Source organism: Paenibacillus alvei DSM 29 (assembly GCF_000293805.1).
In the GTDB taxonomy this organism is placed as follows: domain Bacteria; phylum Bacillota; class Bacilli; order Paenibacillales; family Paenibacillaceae; genus Paenibacillus_B; species Paenibacillus_B alvei.
The window spans coordinates 48,216-64,145 of the sequence record NZ_AMBZ01000023.1 but is presented as its reverse complement, the minus strand read 5'-3'; the positions used below and the strand labels follow the sequence as shown (position 1 = coordinate 64,145).

Sequence of the window (15,930 nt, the reverse complement as noted above, 5' to 3'; positions counted from 1 at the left end):
TCCTATTCATTCTGATTTCTTACTAATGCATCTCCTATCCAGCCCGATTTATAGTAAAGTTAAAACTAAACTAAGAGCTAGAACCCCACAATTCAATAAAGCGATATTTAGTGGAAATCCTCATATTATATACCTTCCTCCTTTTTAGATGTAGAGAGAAGAGTATTGAGAATGAAGGTTTGATGAAAAAATAAATTGCTTGGAATTTCAAAACCAACTGGATCGTGCTCAAAGTCTTCTATTAAATCGTATGTTCCCAATATAACTGTAGCAAGTTTAACTGTCTCTTCATCAAATTCATCTAGACGAATATACGCCCTGTATACTTTGCCATTGAATTCCTGTTCATATTCTTCAAAGTAATCAGGGCCTTGATTTCCGCCCCTTATATTATCTTCAAAAAAGCTATTTAATTTATCCCATCTCACCATTTGTCTGGCTCCTTAATAGCATATTTCTATTCACTATTATTCCAAGATAAGACGTTTGAAAATAAACGAATTAAGGCCGTGCTGACAGACAAGCTCCCAGCGTTCTCGTCCTAATTCATTCAGAACAAAACGAAAACTAGCTCCTTTCCAGCCATCAATTACATTCCTATCAAACTCCCACTCGTTTGGGAATTTCGATTCCGGTTGATTATTGATAATATCCGCAACTGAAGTCAGTTTATAATTTTTGAGTGTCAGAAATGCATACTCGAACATTAGGTTTTCCTCCATTTGAATTCATTCGTGTTTTTATTACTCATTCCTTCTCGTACTCACAAGTAACAACACAGCGACTTTAAGACCAATTATGTCTTGAGATCTCTTTAATTTCAAAAAGCCGAACAGCCTGTGCAGCTGCTTCATTCTCTAACTCGTATAATTTCACTTTAGAAGATAACTCATTGAACAAAATATGAAATTTCGGTTTGTCCTCACCAAGATGCTCGTACATGATTAGAAATTTCGGTTCCATAGAAGAGCCCCTTTTTTGATGAAATGACCAGCTGAAGACCAATTTGCGGCGAATCATTTGAACTTGCCCTTTGCTTCGGAACGCAAAGGAGGAATAGATGACCAATGGAACCCATCCTCCGGTACTTGGCCGGTTCCCCAGTCTAGTACCGGTAGTTCGCTTGGTCAGCCTGACTGAAACAAGCTGGGGATTAGAATGATGGTTTAACAATCTAGGAATAGATTTAAAGGCCCACTCCCCTTCTAGCTGATTATGTATTAAATCATAAAGACTTATCCAAACTGGACGGCACCCAATGGCCCCAGTCACGCCATCATAAAAAAAGAAGGAGGCTTCATGTAGTCATTCCATGCAACTTCCTTCTTCTTTGCACCTTCAGCAAACCAGCGACAATCCAGTAAAGAAAAACAGGGATAGGAACGACCACACTGGCGCCCCTATTCCTAAAAATGATGAATTAATAATTAGATTTTCTTCGGAAATGGATTTCGAATTGTTTGAGTAGTTTGGTTAGTCTGAGGTGTATTATTCATTTTAGCTTGATTACTTGAAGCATCCTTGAGGAATGGATTCCCACCTACTGTTCTTCTGGCCGTAACTGTGTTTCCCGTAGAGATCTTTTCACCCATACCGAACCCAGAGGCCTTCTTCTCACTTTCCTCACGCCGACTACGCAGCTCCTCAACCTCGGTGCGAAGTTTCTTCGCTCTCTCCGGAAGACCGGCCATTTTCGCCATTGTATAGACCAGTGCATGCTGCCGCGATCCCCACGTTGCAAAACCTGGATAGAAATTAATGTGTGGCAGCTCCTTCCCTATCCGCGTACGGATAATCTCTAGTGTATCTTGGTTTAGCATCCCCTTTTTGTCTCGAGGAATGACAACGACGAGAGCCATGCTGCTCATATCGTTTTGATAGTCAAAACCATTTGCAAGAACATTCTTTTCTTTGTAGCAACTAATGATTTCGTCAATCAAGTTCTCACGGTTTGTAACTTCATCTAAATTGATTTTCTTTTTAGCGTACGTCAGGATACCGCCGCCTAAAATGATATGATTCAATAAATCCGCAGCATCAAGTGTATAGTCGCTTTCAAGCGATGTAATGACATTCCACTCATGCATAATGGAAGCCACTTTATAATTTGAGTAAAAATCCCACGTAAGATTAGGCACTTCTGGTTTCGTAGTATGCTCCTTGATAATTTTATCATTGTCCAGTACCACCAGATTCTCTAAGGCCCGATATTGCCGGCCTTCTTCATCTTCTCGGATCAGGCTGAGTTTCGGAGTAAGTTCAGCCATTGCGTTGTACGCATTTAGGCTTTCAATCTCGTTTGGTCTTGGCAGTGAAACAATAGCCCCCACAGGGATACCTATGTAATCTGAGATAGCATCCGCTAAGACGTTTATTGCCCCTGTACCGGTGCCCCCGCCCAGGGAACCAACAACATAAATAAAGCTACATCCAGCCATCTTCTCCGCAACTGCGTCGAAAATCTCCGCCCCATTCTGCATGAATGCTTCTTTCCCAACTTCAGGATTTTTCCCTACACCTTGTTCATATCCTACCAAGGGGTGCATGTCCTTTTTTGAAATATTCTTCAGTTTCCCCATATCGCCAAGATTACTATTTATGATCATCACAGGATAAACCTGATTCCCAGCTTTATCCACAATACCGGCAACAGCGTCAACGATTTTGCTTCCACCTTGGCCAATGCCTATCCAACCGTATTTAATTCCTGGCGCGGCGTTCTTCTGCTCCAAAAAACCCTCTAATGGCCACACACCATCAATTCGATCAAATGCCATAATATATATCCTCCTTATTATTCTTCTCTATTTTCAACGACCATCACCTTACTGCCGTACATAATGGTTGGATCCTCATTAAAAATATCCGCTAGAATGATACTTGCTTCTTTACCATGTGAAGTCAAAACATATGCTGACGCTCCACCAGAAGACCAAGATTCAATCAGCATTGCTCCCTCCAGCGTAGCTATCCCAACATCAACGATGAGACGGTATTTTGTGACTTTAGCATTCGGGTCTGGATCATACTGCAGGAATTTTCGGATAATACCCCTTTTAGAAATGTTCTCATTATTCATAATGATATAGAAAATATCTAGCACAGTACCACGAATGTGCTTCTTGCATATATCTTCTACCATAATGATCTTTCCTGACACATCCTCTCCCCCTTTCTGACAGATACACGGATGTTTACGTGTGTTCATGTAACACACATGCTCATATATCTACTATATCATTGCGCAAGAACAATATCAATAGTACTTCTGAAATTAATAGAGCTAAATTATGAATAATTTATATGTTATGGCTAATTTAGTTGTAGTAAACTTTCGATAATCAATAAGTTATCGATATGTTATAGATATAAGCTACTCATAAGCTAGTGATTAGATCTAATTTACTGTAATAGTTTTCGTATAACTTATATATAATCTACCTATTAGGAATAGATTATATGCATTTTACTAAGATAAACTAGTACTAACTTATATAATAGCACTTTCTTAGTAGGTGTTGTCTCTATTACGACTCTTGATTTTCCTTTTTGTGGTTACTTTTGTTAGCTATAAGCTTGTTGGTAGCGATAATTTATATATGTTACAATAGTAGTAATATAGACGTTTGTCCTAATTTAGAATAGGGGAGGTGTAACAGTGAACGTTGCACCATTTTGGAAGATAAAAGAGTTCTCTAGCCTTGTTGGAAAGCATTTCACTACGGTAAATACGTGGTTTAAGGCTCTTGAAGAAGAGCGAATTCACTATATCCAGCGCACTGAAGCAGATAACGAGAAGATTTATGATGAAACAGATTTAAACATTGCACAATATATCGTCCAGAAAAGGGACGAGGGTTGGTCTATCAACGGGATTCATGATTCACTTAAGGGTGGAGCAGTAACTACTAGAGAGTTTCCTCCTGACTACCATAGCGAGAATACGGATTTGACTGCTTCATCGGTAGAGTACATTAAGGATATGCTCATGAAAGAGCTTAAGCAGGCTCTAAATGACGAGATGGCCATACAAATCAAGCACATTCAGGAAGATAGTAAAGCCATGCTGTTGGAGCAACGACAGAAAGAGCTCACAGCAGATATCACAAAGCGCAGAATAGAGGCAAAGCTGCGAATCGAAGCCTTAAAAGAATGGGAAAAACGACCGATTACTGAGAGATTCATTAAGACAGGATTGTTTTCTAAAGCAGAAAATCTAGCAAAGCGTGATATTTTCATCGAGGAGTACATACTCAATCATCATGCTGAAGCTACAAAAAAGGAATATGAGAACGAACAATAGGGGGCCGAGTATTCGGCCTCTTATTGTTATAGCAGTGTGTTATCTAGTGTTCAAAGAACACACTATAACACACAACAAACAGCACAACCCAATAGAAAATCCTTATATTATGGGAGATATATATGCGTTCAATGAACACATTAGAACACATACGAAACACACAGTAACACACAAAAGATGAGAAAGGGTTACATACATATGGTCTCTAAACGAATCGTATACACGGCATTGATCTGTGCCTTCGTGTTCATCACATTTCAAATTTTGATTCCTTCACAACAGGTAGAAACGTCTCCATCATTCACGAAAGAAGAGGCGATTGATAAAGCAATTGAATTTATCCATAACTCCGACGTATTCAAAGGCAAGTTACAACTAAATGATGCTGTTAGGCCTACCGTTATATATCAATCAAACTCGTCATTAACTGGCTATCTCGATAAACATCAATTATTTGATCAATACGAGAAATGGGGGACATTGGCACCGTATGATGCATACGAGGTCTTAATCGATGCCAAGTACGATGATAAGCCTTCAATTGTAAAGGTTTTTGTTCATATGAAAACCGGTAAGATCATTGGTTTTAGGAACGATGAGTTGTCTCCTAGCGCTACTTCTAACTTAGGGGAGGGTAGGAATGCTAATAATAACCACATTTCAAATAAGGTACCACTAACCGCTATATTAGGGGTAACGGAGGCAATGGGGTGGGGCGACTACACAACGAAGCTTCAGGATAGTTCGATCGAGGATAACGATATGATATATAACATTAGTGACGGAAAAGTAGGGGACGCTACATTAGCCCTCCGTTATAGTTATAAGAATGGTGAGGTAATTGCAGCTGAACCGTTATGGATCCTTCCGGATTCATACCTTAGAGAAGAACAGCACCAGTCCGCAGCAGCCTCCTTAACCTATAATTTCGTTCATGTATTGATGTCTATACTATTAAGTGCTTATACACTCTTAACTTATATCCGGTTTCGAAAGTCAATTCGGTTTGGAAGCATCACGTTTTTATTATTAGCTTGTATATCTTGTACGCTCTCGCTTGTCCATATCTGGTCTATGCTGCCCAGCTCGTCAGCGTTACGATATCAGCTGCCTATTGAACTGATTGATATGAATTCCACAATGATGTTTCAATACGGGGTTACCATTCTTCAATCCTTGTTGCTTTATCTTTCACTTCATACAGGTAAGTATTTATGGGACAGTAATGGATCTCATACAATGTGTTTGAAGTGGAGTGATCCGCCGTTTGGGAAAGAACTTGTCCGGTCATTTATTTGCGGGCTAACTTATGCTGGGATCCTTCTTGGGTTGCAAGCTATTATATACTGGACATTTAGTGTTGGCGGCTTCACCTGGTCTTCAACAAACGCCGCACAGTCTCCAATTAATTTAAGGCTTTCTTTGCTGCTACCTTTCATGGCATGGGTGGCTGCCATTTCAGAGGAGGGGATATACCGTTATCTAGGGACAGCATTATTTATGAAGTGGTTCAAGAACCCTTTTGTTGCTGGAATTATCCCAACTATGATATGGGCTGCTGGACACGCTACATATCCGATTTACCCGTTTTATGTTCGACCTATTGAAGCATTCTGTTTAGGACTTGTCTTTCTATACATTATGATCAAGCATAATTGGTGGACTGCGATGTTTGCCCATCTTATGTTAGATACATTCATTATGAATCTTCCAGGCTTCTTAGAGGGTTCAATATCTTCATTTATCTGGAGCAGCATAGCTATAGTAATTCCGGGAATTGTTGTATTTTTATTTTCAAAACTACATTTACGATTGTCAAATAAAAGAGCTATATTGAATAATGGTTACAAATAAATCTGGAGGGGATCAGACATGATGCAACGATTTATGTGGCTGTCTAGTAGTAAAAGAGATGTATTAAAGTGGGATATATCAATGTATTGCAAGGCGTACTTTGATAAGGTAGCTCCTGTCTTTGCAAATATAGATGAAGATGCTGCGAATGCAGCTGATTTGTATTTGGAGACAGTAGGAAGTGGGCAATACAACCCTAACATCGGGAATGAAGCAGACATTGCGAGCGATGCTCATTATTATGGCATTTCATACGGCATAAGCATGGAGCTCATGAAATATAATGTGCGGCTCATGAGCATTGCAACGTTGTATCAATTCTGGGAACAGCAAGTACGTAAGTTTTTATACGAAGAATTAATTGAACGTAATCACGAAAATATCAATTTCAAAGACTTCTGCACAAATATAGGTACGATCAAAGCTGAGTTCTTAATGTGTGGTGTTAAGCTGGATGACTTACCATCATGGGAAAAGATCAATGAACTACGAGAGTTTCAAAATCTAGTGAAACACGGAGATGGTAGAGCAAGGAAGATATTAGAACAAGCTCGACCTGACCTGTTCAGAAAAGTCAATGAAGAAACATCTGCTATTGACTATCATTTTACTACATTGAATGAGCAGGTTCTTGATGTCTCAGATGACGAGCTTACTGTCTACAGTGAAGCCCTAATGGAATTTTGGGATGAACTACCTGAAAGAATGTATGTACAACCCCCACAGTCATAACTCTACCTGGCGCTAATAATGGGAATTACATACGTAACAAGTTATAAGGTGAATAATCTAAACCAGGGGCAGGAGCTCCTGGTTTTTTGTGTGTAATCAAATAGTGGCCAACAGCTGCTACCTAATTTTTAGTATCTACTGAGCTCTTCTTTTTCCTGCAGAAGGAATATTCAGCATTAACTATGATTATTTAAGGTTAGGGGAGGTCCGGCGGCCCACAGTGACTACTAATCCCTAAGATCCGGAAAGTGGAATGGAGACCATAGTAATATTTACATTTCTATCTAGCTGCAACACAGAGTTATAATTTATAGGGGAGGGTGATGCAAAAATGTTTATATCCCCTATGTTATTAGAAACATCAAATACGGCGTTTAACGATCCCAATTATATCTTCGAACCGAAATATGACGGCCATCGACTGATATATTCACATATTAACGGGACTACACGGCTTTATACTCGGCACAATAACGAGTGTACTAAAACATATCCTGAGATCGCTGCAGTACCATTTTCAGATGACATTATCCTAGATGGTGAAGTAGTGGTAATCGATCCATATACGGGAACAGTAGATTTTGAATCAGTGATGTCCCGGTTTCAAGCAAGCCGAGACCTAACAATTAAAAAGTTATCCAAACAAATTCCAGTCTCTTTTGTTGTATTTGATATTCTACGTTATAAGGGACAGGATCTTCGAGGTTTACCGCTTATGGAACGTAAAAAAATACTCCAGTCCATAGATTTTCAAGGTAACAAACATATTGTGCCGACTCCTTATATAGAAGGGGCAGGGGAGGCACTATTTGCAGATATTTGTTCAAAGCAGTTGGAGGGTATCGTGTGCAAGAAGAAAGACAGTGTATATGTTAGCCGGCGATCCGAAGCTTGGAAGAAGGTTATAAACTGGACGTACGTAGACGTTAAAATTATGGGATTTCGAAAAGGGGAATTTGGCTGGCTTGCGGCCATAGAGGACGGCGAAGGAAATCTTCGGGCTGCTGGCATGATAGAATTAGGAGTTAATTCTGAACATAAAAAAGAATTCCATAGACTAAAAAATCAACTGATACTCAGAGAAGAGAAGAGCATAGTTTTTCTACAGCCTCTAATCAGGGCCAAGGTTAAAATAAGAAATTTTACAAAGGCAGGAATGCTTCGTGATCCGGCCTTTGTAAAATTCATAAGTTAGTACTCCCGGTCGGGTTTTCCGATCGGGTTTTTATATATCTCAAAATTATTAACTGGACGTAGTAGGGGTAGAGACAGCAAAACGCGAAAATCGTACGCTAACAATTGTGTTGCATCGTGATCCAGCCGAGAACGTCTAAATTGTGTTGCGTTAGAGGGAACGGTTCCGCATGAATACCCGGACTAATACAACACAATTGACTTTGTGCTGCATTCCTTAGCGTACGGAAAATCAGCGATGTTACTGGATTTTTCCCCTTAGCGTACGTTTTCCGCGTTTTGTTGGCGGTACCCCTAGTACAACTGAGTGCCTACATACTAAGCAGCCAATGCAATTGTGGATCACATATGACTATATAAAACTATAATGATTTTTTTCGAGTATATGGTACACTTAATTATAGACAATTGAGTATGGTGGAGTCACGGCGAAGCCTTTCGCAAGGAGGTGATCTTCGTGACATTTTTTTCAAGTTTGTTGACTGTTCTGGATGCGGTAGAAAAGGCCGTCGGCATTGTAGCCGGCGTAACGGTAATAATACTATAAAGACTCCAAAATGGCCATCTATTATAATGACGGTAGAATGTGGGAACTATCTTTTGATGAACCTATGAAACTTTGTGAATGGACAATAGATGAGTTCATGAATAAAATCACTTCTAGTACAACTAAGATGTCCTACGCCATCCTTTCAAAGGAACAAGTAGATAGCCTAAAAGCATCAATAAAAGATCCAAACCTCGTACAACAACTTATTCCAGGAAATGTTGCCCTACATTATAACTTCGGACTAATAACTGATAGCGAATATAATGAGTATTTGGAGTTACTTAAATCTGCTCCACGTGCATTGAATTTGGTGTATGAAATGTCTCAACATGATGATATAGATTCTAATGGTCAATACAGTTAAAGGGGGGAATCAACATTTAATATGAACAATGATCATGAAGAAGAGTTGCAGGACTTGATTGGCGATTCCAGGTACCTTACATTCCTGCATAGGCTTCAAGAAAGTTATTTATCACTTTGGGTTAAATGGTTCGTAAATTTTATCCTTGCGATTTTTCAGATATTCAATCTCCCCGCAGCTGCGCTCTTGTTTGTATTCTTCATCGAGCAAGTTATTCAAAAGTTCTGGCCTAACTGGAATTTTTCATTTCCCTATAATTTTGAGACTATCGCAATAATCTTTGGAGGTTGGTTTCTGCTCTTATTCTTATCGGAAAAGGCAAGGAAAAACATAGTTAGTCCTACTGTCTTTCCAATTTGGTTTATGAACACAAAAGGGCCGATGAAAAACCACTTTTTTTCTGCCGAGCTTTCAAAAAAGTACAGTGCCGATTTAGAACAATTTGTACGTTATCAAGCAAACGAGTACATCAAGGAACAATTACGTGAAAAAGATCGCTATATTAGTCAATTGTTAGATGCAATCGAGCAGCTGCGACAATTAAGTGCATTTCCAAACGAAAGTTTCGAATCCATGAGACGGGTAGTAGAGAACTTAGCTGATATCGTTATTGATCCCATGAACAGTAGAAATAATTTCGAAGTGATTATGGATCGCATATTAGTTGAAATAACAACTATGAAATCCATACAACCTTATATAAGACAGGGCTCGATTATGTTGCTCAACAAAGAACAGGAGTTACGGATTTTTGGTCAATATAACATGCCTAACAGTGTAGTAAAAAATAAGAAAGTGCAGCTTGGCGACAACTTTGCCGGCAAAGTTGCAAAAGAAGGAAGAGTTGTTTGGATTCAAAATGTAAATACTCCGGATGCAGATAAAGAATATGGTTTCGAGCCTCGTGATCGCCCATATGAAGGAGTTATGGGGTTCCCTATAAGTGAATCAGGGATGAATTCTTATGTTCCTATAGGCGTAATCGTACTTCATTTTGGAAGTGGTTATCATCTTGAAGAAGAGCAAAAAAAAGCAGTGTCAAAAGTGTTAGAAGTTTACTCGCAAGTTATATGCTCTTCTATTAAACTGCATAACTACTACGTGGAATTAATGAGCAAATATGATATAATTATTTCAGAGGAAATCAGCGCTACATACGACTGGAGGTGACACGGTATGACTTTATTAATAAAAGAACTTTTCCGAAGAAATGAAAAACATCCAACTTCCAACATCACTAAGTACCCAGTGGGTACCCGTGTCCCACAAAATCAAAAAGCAGAACGGATCGTACAAAACGCATTGTACAGTAATTTGAATAAGACAAAGAGAAGCATCTAATAGAAGCCCGGAGAATCCTCCGGGCTTTATTTTTTGTATATACTCCTAATCATTTGGAGACTCTATAACCAAACGATTCTTTTACGGGGGTATACCTATGAGTTTTTTTAAGAAGTTCCTAAATAAGAAAGCCAATATTACAAAATACAAAATAGGGGAACGTGTTCCTGGTAATACAAAAGCTGAAAAAATCATTAAAAAAGTAACCAATAATACTACAAAACGAAAATGGTTGTGAAACTATTCAAGAAATTCGCTTGAAGACGATTTAGTTACTTCTAAAACAGGGGAACAGAGTAAACCGGTCTTAACAAAGAATTGAGATAAACTTCAAGACACCCGCGTACTGTAACTGTCAAAAGAAAATAAAGTCTTAGACTGAAAAATAAAGTCTTAGACTAGAAAATAAAGTTGTAGACTGATGCGCTCCGGTTATTTTTCATTATGATTGTGTCCACAATGATAAATGAGAGGAGCGATTTCATGGAAAATTTAGAGTACCTATCAGAAATTCAAAATCGTCTACGTAAGACAAGAGGCGCTATCCGTGAAAGAATTGATAACGTAGATGAGTTAATACAGCTGCTTGACGATCTGCCTTATGAATATAAGGATTTCTTCGAGGACAGCATCGTAGTTTTATTGTATCGCCTGCAAAGACATTACGACGTTTGGCAAAAAGTATTGACTGAACATCGGCAAAGGAAAACGCAGCCACCATTAAGGCGCATCAAATAGATAAGAGCCGACCTTAGAAACGGCGCATCAGCGACGGCGGCTGGCTCAAGCAGTCTAATACTTTATTTTCTAATTCTCATCTTTCGATGCATCCTAATCGTAGGCCAGTCTAAAACTTTTTTCCATTAGCTAACGATTTTGAAACAACAATCCCGCGTCAAATCAACAGTCACAGTCTAATACTTTATTTTTTGCGAACAGTAACATCCTCGATCACCATGAAACGGATTTGATAGTTATCAGAAATATAGTCGTCGAGTTCATCTAAGGTAGTGACAGGGGAATTTCCGATTTCCCTTTTATTCCATTTAGGTGAGTATCAAAAACACGTTTTCTGAAGTCAATCGTCTTTCCTACATAAGTACATTCATCTTGACTAATGGTTGAGAAGGCATATACACCGCCTGTCTTCGGAAAAGCATAACGATCCAGGTTATGAACCTGTACTGGTATCAGGTTCATAACGTTATCTGCCAGTTGTTCAAGCTGCAGCTTCCAAATAGGGTCGATTCTCATATTAAATCACTCCTATATTTAATGTTTTTTAGGTTAATTATCAGCTTAATAAAGAGGGGAACTTTGTGTCAATTAACAGAGAGGTTATCGGAGTTAGCGACGTAGACATTAGTACAAAACACGACTTTGATGAAATAGTCTGGTAAAAACGTTAAAGTAATTTCTTGTTGTCCTTTAAACTTAAAGTTGTTGCATAGCCAAATTTTTAACCGTAAAGGACAACCTCGTATGACCGATCACAAACTATAATGGAGCAACATCACTGGTTCAAGTAGCTGCAGCTCAATATTCAATATCATGATGACTCCACAGCTTGAAAACGGATCCCTGTAAACACCGTTCAACTCAAGATGTTGAAAGAAAATAAAGATTTAGGACTGATTAACGATATTCCAGAAGCACTAATCGGCACGGTCTATTCTACTGCGACCAGCTGCGGACTACTGCACGGAGTATCTCCCCAGTGATGGCAAGTGACGATTTTGAGCTGCTGCAGCTGTGGCACACTCTCCTGGTTGTTATTTCGCATTCACCCAGTTCGGCCTGATCGGAAAATAGTATCTTGCACAAAGTCTAACAGCGAATTATGCTCCTAAAGCACTTTACCGAAGACTCAATCTAATATTATCAATCACTTCCTATAAAACGCTAGATCAAAAAAGTCCCTACAAATAATGTAGGGAAAGCGGTTAAATCGTATACAACCTTTTAATAGTATATCCAAAAGATTCTCCATTATGACAATCAAACTATTCATTTCTTATCACTATCATGCCACTTTATCTAAAATCCATTATCTCCCGCGCCTTCGCTTGGGCTACTCCCACCAAATTATTCATCACAATTCTATGTATATACATTTAAGCTTGGGAAATAATTTTTACTAAGGATAGTCTATCATAAGGCTATTTGTGCATAACTTTATGTATAATAGCAAACTGTCCACAAGCCACGTTATAAAGGATAAAACGCTAAAGCGTTTTTATAGAATATAACATACTCCCCACGCCCACCCCTACATTAGCGGTGAATTGGAGTACGTACAACCTTCCACGTTATTTTCGTGAATGTAAAGGGTTAAGTGGACACAATTCACCTTATCCCGGTTGCTATTAAAAAACAACTTAGACGGCAGCGATGGCCATCTCAGCGGGATAAGGCGGGTATTTCGGGGCCAGCACTAAATACGGCGACTGGCTGCCGGAATTGTTTCTACCCACGTGCATTACCTGCACCAATTGCTATGGAGTTTTCTACTCCAGATTAGTTACGGTTCCTATGACTAATCTGTCACCACGACTTACAATTGCTTCTCAAACCGTAGTCTCATCTCCCTTGAACGGTTTCCAGCAAGGTTCTATCGATGTTTTACTACGTACTTTTCGGAACGGTCGAATACACTTGATGGAGTCACATCAATTACGGTATTCACTTCGTTTTGCCTTACGTTGGATTGGGGATTACGTGTTCTAACACATCCAACACGCCCCCATCCGTGCAAGCTATCATCACGACAGAGGGTAAACGGGGGCTAAGCCGGCTTCACTTGACTCTTGGTTAGAGAGCTAGTGGCTACGACCGAAACGTAGCAACCCGGTAATAACCATACATTTGGGGTAAGGCTCCCGCCTGTATGATGGACAGTTTTTAGCGTGTTATCCTGCCACATTTATTGCAAACCACGGAGCTGCGCTGGCTCATCGAGCTTGTCCTATTCTCGAAAAAGGCAATAGGAAACTAAGCCCTCGACATCTATTTTTCAAAAAATGAGATCGAGCGCGTTCTATGAGATTTGTATTATTTTTCGCAATTCTAACTTGCTACTTAGGTCACAAATTATATGAATAAATAGAACGACATGAATCGTCACTATGAATCCGAAGAATCAGACGAAAAGTAGGAACTTTATAGATATAGCGGTAAAATATGTCGTACTGTGTCGAATTATGTACATCAAAGTCGATTAACCTATTGAATTGATTCTCTAGGACTGCTATAATCACTTCATAACTTAATTTTGACAATAAAAAGCTAGGCCCTCGATAGTACGCTTTTTTCAAAAAAGGTGCCTTCGGAGCTTCTGGAAATTTGTAATATTTAGTTTTGTTTTTGTTTTAAGTTTTGTTTTCTAGTTGTTAGTAGCTCTCGGTTGGTAGCCGATTGTTACTCAATTGACTTCTAAGCTGGTAACTTAGAAAGTCTCGTTCTCCAAGTAGATTGGTAGTCTACTATGGAAGGTCAAAATTAAGTCTTCTCTCTCATACGAACCTAGCCTGGTAAGCTAGGTTTTTTATTTATGTAAAACCTCTCAAAGAGAGTGAATTACCTTAGGAACAATAAAAGCCCTGCATCCGAAATAGCGCGGAATACAGGGCATTGTAGATTCAAAAATAGATCTGAGAATCTCTCAATTTTCTCTTAAACATGAACCCTTAGTCTCTTGATTAGAAGGGACCGTAATGGTACAATGAACGCATATAGCGTTACGCTAAAAACGTTAAAAGAGTCATTGAGTTTATGGCCTGTTCCCGAACAATCCTTCGGATGAGCAGATTAAGAAGTTGGTAGCTTCTTAATTCCGCCTGAACTTAATGGCTTTTTTATTAAGTTTATGTCGATTAAGTAAGTCCTATGTGATTCATGATATCACACTGAACAAAAAAAAGAAGTCGGAATATGCCAAAATTCGATTTATCCACAACAGAATTGAACGTTCATCTTCCTACCTTGTGGATAAACGGAAATGACAATTTGAGCATGGAAGTAGAAAGTCCAAGCTATTTTCTAACAGCTTGGACTTTTTGTCATATATAAAGTATTATTTGCTAATTAAATCTATGGCCATCTCATTAATTGGTGCATCCCAACGATTCAATGGTTTAAGTTCAAGTTTTGTACTTACTTTTCTTCGAAGATCCTTTTTGGCATGCTCAATTATCTCCTTGGAATGACTTAATTCTTGCTGCACAAGTTCTTCATAATGGTTTTGTTGAAGTATCTCATTCATGACCTGGGAGCGTATCAGCTGCTCTGTACTCTCTTCTAACGCTTTGGTTAGAACATCATCAGTAGGAATAACCTTTCCTACGCCGTGTTCTTCCATCTTACTCTCCAGCCACTCAATGAAATGTGGCGTACTCATTGCGTTTAATTCAACACGATTAGATTGCAGCCAATCACTCCAATAGTAAGAAACATAATTAGCTACAGGACGACGACGTTCACTTTCAAACGTCTCGATCTGTAGGCCCATTTCGCAGGCTTCTTCTGGATCGAGTCCAAGATTAATAACTTTTACTTTACGACCAGGACGGGCATTTGTAGCCTCCTGCAATGTCTCGAAAATCTTAGTACCAGCAGCGTCTGCATCATGCACACAGAAAAATTGAATCTCTTCATCCGTTTCTCCTAAAAGATCGAATAAATCTTTTACAGCTCGAGAAGCATACCCTTTACTTGATAAAAGTGCGCAATCATACTTCTCCGGAAAACCTACATCTCTCAAACTTGCAAAGTACCCCTCCTTCTCAATAAAAATAATTTTATTAAATGTCCAGCGCGGTCGATTATAATCTTGTACAGCGATGGTACCTAAAGGTATTTCTTCTCCAGTATGAGGATGATAAAGTGTTCCGCGCGGATCTCGATACATCCCTGGTATATCTCCATACATTGCTTCGTAATCCGTTATGATTTGGCAGAAGTATGTATAGTTCGGTTGTTTACCATCAAATGCGTCCATTATGTAAGGACGAATCGCGTAGTACAGTTGCCGCTGACTAAAAATGAAAGCTCCGTTCCCACTCGTTTTAGCAATAGCTGCAGGTAAATTGTCCAGTACAATTTGTCTTTCGTTGCGCCCTCCTGTCATCTCATCCTGGTTAGCTTTCCGTGCCTTAGATACAGCGCGTTTAATTGCTAATTCAATCTCTTCTGACATTGGCCTAAAGTCCGGGGCCTTCCCGTCACTTGTAATCGGCATATAGGGGGTGATGATGTTCACATAAAAATCAGCTGGTCTACTTTTCACTTCAATGTGTAAACCTCCTCCCCACATCGTAGTGGAGGCTTGCTTCGTATATACATTTACATCAGCTGTTACAGGTGATTTATTTACACAGATCGTTAATGAGGATCGTTTATTGTCCCCCTTCTTGATACTTGCCCAAGCTTCTACAACGATCGGAATCTGAGCTTCACAATGGCCTCGTTCTGAGTTGATCATAAAAGTTCCTGTTTTTTTGCAATGCTCAGCATCCGCAAAGCAATCGCCAACTTCTCCTAGTGCCTTTGAAGCTGGTACTTTGATATATTCTCGCATGCATTCAAGTAAGGACT

Annotated in this window: 15 protein-coding genes; 8 read left to right on the top strand and 7 right to left on the bottom strand. The window is 39.2% G+C overall.

Going from position 1 to position 15,930, the window contains the following annotated elements; translation table 11 throughout:
• Positions 1-125 precede the first annotated feature (125 nt).
• From PAV_RS31635 to PAV_RS31615, 5 genes are all read right to left on the bottom strand, one after another.
• The gene (locus PAV_RS31635; RefSeq protein WP_005552647.1) at positions 126-431 is read right to left on the bottom strand and encodes a hypothetical protein; all 306 of its coding nucleotides are present in this window, start codon (positions 429-431) and stop codon (positions 126-128) included.
• Between the two features lie 36 nt (positions 432-467).
• Positions 468-707, bottom strand: coding sequence for a hypothetical protein (locus PAV_RS31630; protein ID WP_005552646.1), 240 nt, complete (start codon positions 705-707; stop codon positions 468-470).
• A gap of 79 nt (positions 708-786) precedes the next feature.
• Entirely contained in the window at positions 787-963 is a 177-nt protein-coding gene (locus PAV_RS35155) for a hypothetical protein (RefSeq protein ID WP_157267452.1), read from the bottom strand.
• A 464-nt stretch (positions 964-1,427) separates the two neighbouring features.
• Positions 1,428-2,777, bottom strand: coding sequence for an FtsZ/tubulin family protein (locus PAV_RS31620; RefSeq protein ID WP_005552644.1), 1,350 nt, complete (start codon positions 2,775-2,777; stop codon positions 1,428-1,430).
• Between the two features lie 17 nt (positions 2,778-2,794).
• Entirely contained in the window at positions 2,795-3,160 is a 366-nt protein-coding gene (locus tag PAV_RS31615; RefSeq protein WP_040737484.1) for a hypothetical protein, read from the bottom strand.
• Between the two features lie 498 nt (positions 3,161-3,658).
• On the opposite strand from PAV_RS31615, the gene PAV_RS31610 reads away from it, so the two are divergent.
• The 8 genes from PAV_RS31610 to PAV_RS31580 all read left to right on the top strand — a co-directional run bounded on the left by PAV_RS31610 (position 3,659) and on the right by PAV_RS31580 (position 11,076).
• Positions 3,659-4,303, top strand: coding sequence for a hypothetical protein (locus PAV_RS31610; RefSeq protein WP_005552642.1), 645 nt, complete (start codon positions 3,659-3,661; stop codon positions 4,301-4,303).
• 243 nt (positions 4,304-4,546) lie between these two features.
• Entirely contained in the window at positions 4,547-6,157 is a 1,611-nt protein-coding gene (locus PAV_RS31605) for a CPBP family intramembrane glutamic endopeptidase (protein ID WP_157267450.1), read from the top strand.
• Positions 6,158-6,175: 18 nt separating this feature from the next.
• Positions 6,176-6,889 (top strand): hypothetical protein, encoded by a 714-nt coding sequence (locus PAV_RS31600; RefSeq protein ID WP_005552639.1) that lies wholly within the window; start codon positions 6,176-6,178, stop codon positions 6,887-6,889.
• Positions 6,890-7,220: 331 nt separating this feature from the next.
• Positions 7,221-8,084, top strand: coding sequence for an ATP-dependent DNA ligase (locus tag PAV_RS31595; RefSeq protein ID WP_005552637.1), 864 nt, complete (start codon positions 7,221-7,223; stop codon positions 8,082-8,084).
• Between the two features lie 556 nt (positions 8,085-8,640).
• Positions 8,641-8,997 (top strand): hypothetical protein, encoded by a 357-nt coding sequence (locus tag PAV_RS31590; protein ID WP_005552635.1) that lies wholly within the window; start codon positions 8,641-8,643, stop codon positions 8,995-8,997.
• 21 nt (positions 8,998-9,018) lie between these two features.
• Positions 9,019-10,167, top strand: a complete 1,149-nt coding sequence (locus tag PAV_RS31585; protein ID WP_005552633.1) for a GAF domain-containing protein — start codon at positions 9,019-9,021, stop codon at positions 10,165-10,167.
• Between the two features lie 268 nt (positions 10,168-10,435).
• Positions 10,436-10,576, top strand: coding sequence for a hypothetical protein (locus PAV_RS35150; protein WP_005552630.1), 141 nt, complete (start codon positions 10,436-10,438; stop codon positions 10,574-10,576).
• A gap of 245 nt (positions 10,577-10,821) precedes the next feature.
• Positions 10,822-11,076 (top strand): hypothetical protein, encoded by a 255-nt coding sequence (locus PAV_RS31580; protein ID WP_005552629.1) that lies wholly within the window; start codon positions 10,822-10,824, stop codon positions 11,074-11,076.
• 264 nt (positions 11,077-11,340) lie between these two features.
• Here the strand turns inward: PAV_RS31580 and PAV_RS31575 are convergent, their stop codons facing one another.
• Positions 11,341-11,592 carry a GIY-YIG nuclease family protein gene (locus PAV_RS31575; protein ID WP_005552628.1) on the bottom strand — a complete coding sequence of 84 codons (252 nt, stop codon included), beginning with the start codon at positions 11,590-11,592 and terminating at the stop codon, positions 11,341-11,343.
• A 2,818-nt stretch (positions 11,593-14,410) separates the two neighbouring features.
• A complete protein-coding gene (locus tag PAV_RS31570) occupies positions 14,411-15,913 on the bottom strand; it encodes a hypothetical protein (RefSeq protein ID WP_005552627.1) in 1,503 nt (500 codons plus the stop codon).
• Positions 15,914-15,930 lie beyond the last annotated feature (17 nt).

What these genes read in the sequence shown, in the direction of transcription:
- PAV_RS31630 (WP_005552646.1), bottom strand. Translation starts at nt 707, where the DNA reads ATGTTCGAGTATGCATTTCTGACACTCAAAAATTATAAACTGACTTCA.
- PAV_RS31575 (WP_005552628.1), bottom strand. Translation starts at nt 11,592, where the DNA reads ATGAGAATCGACCCTATTTGGAAGCTGCAGCTTGAACAACTGGCAGAT.
- PAV_RS35155 (WP_157267452.1), bottom strand. Translation starts at nt 963, where the DNA reads ATGGAACCGAAATTTCTAATCATGTACGAGCATCTTGGTGAGGACAAA.
- PAV_RS31620 (WP_005552644.1), bottom strand. Translation starts at nt 2,777, where the DNA reads ATGGCATTTGATCGAATTGATGGTGTGTGGCCATTAGAGGGTTTTTTG.
- PAV_RS31590 (WP_005552635.1), top strand. Translation starts at nt 8,641, where the DNA reads ATGGCCATCTATTATAATGACGGTAGAATGTGGGAACTATCTTTTGAT.
- PAV_RS31595 (WP_005552637.1), top strand. Translation starts at nt 7,221, where the DNA reads ATGTTTATATCCCCTATGTTATTAGAAACATCAAATACGGCGTTTAAC.
- PAV_RS31585 (WP_005552633.1), top strand. Translation starts at nt 9,019, where the DNA reads ATGAACAATGATCATGAAGAAGAGTTGCAGGACTTGATTGGCGATTCC.
- PAV_RS31600 (WP_005552639.1), top strand. Translation starts at nt 6,176, where the DNA reads ATGATGCAACGATTTATGTGGCTGTCTAGTAGTAAAAGAGATGTATTA.
- PAV_RS31570 (WP_005552627.1), bottom strand. Translation starts at nt 15,913, where the DNA reads ATGCGAGAATATATCAAAGTACCAGCTTCAAAGGCACTAGGAGAAGTT.
- PAV_RS35150 (WP_005552630.1), top strand. Translation starts at nt 10,436, where the DNA reads ATGAGTTTTTTTAAGAAGTTCCTAAATAAGAAAGCCAATATTACAAAA.
- PAV_RS31635 (WP_005552647.1), bottom strand. Translation starts at nt 431, where the DNA reads ATGGTGAGATGGGATAAATTAAATAGCTTTTTTGAAGATAATATAAGG.
- PAV_RS31580 (WP_005552629.1), top strand. Translation starts at nt 10,822, where the DNA reads ATGGAAAATTTAGAGTACCTATCAGAAATTCAAAATCGTCTACGTAAG.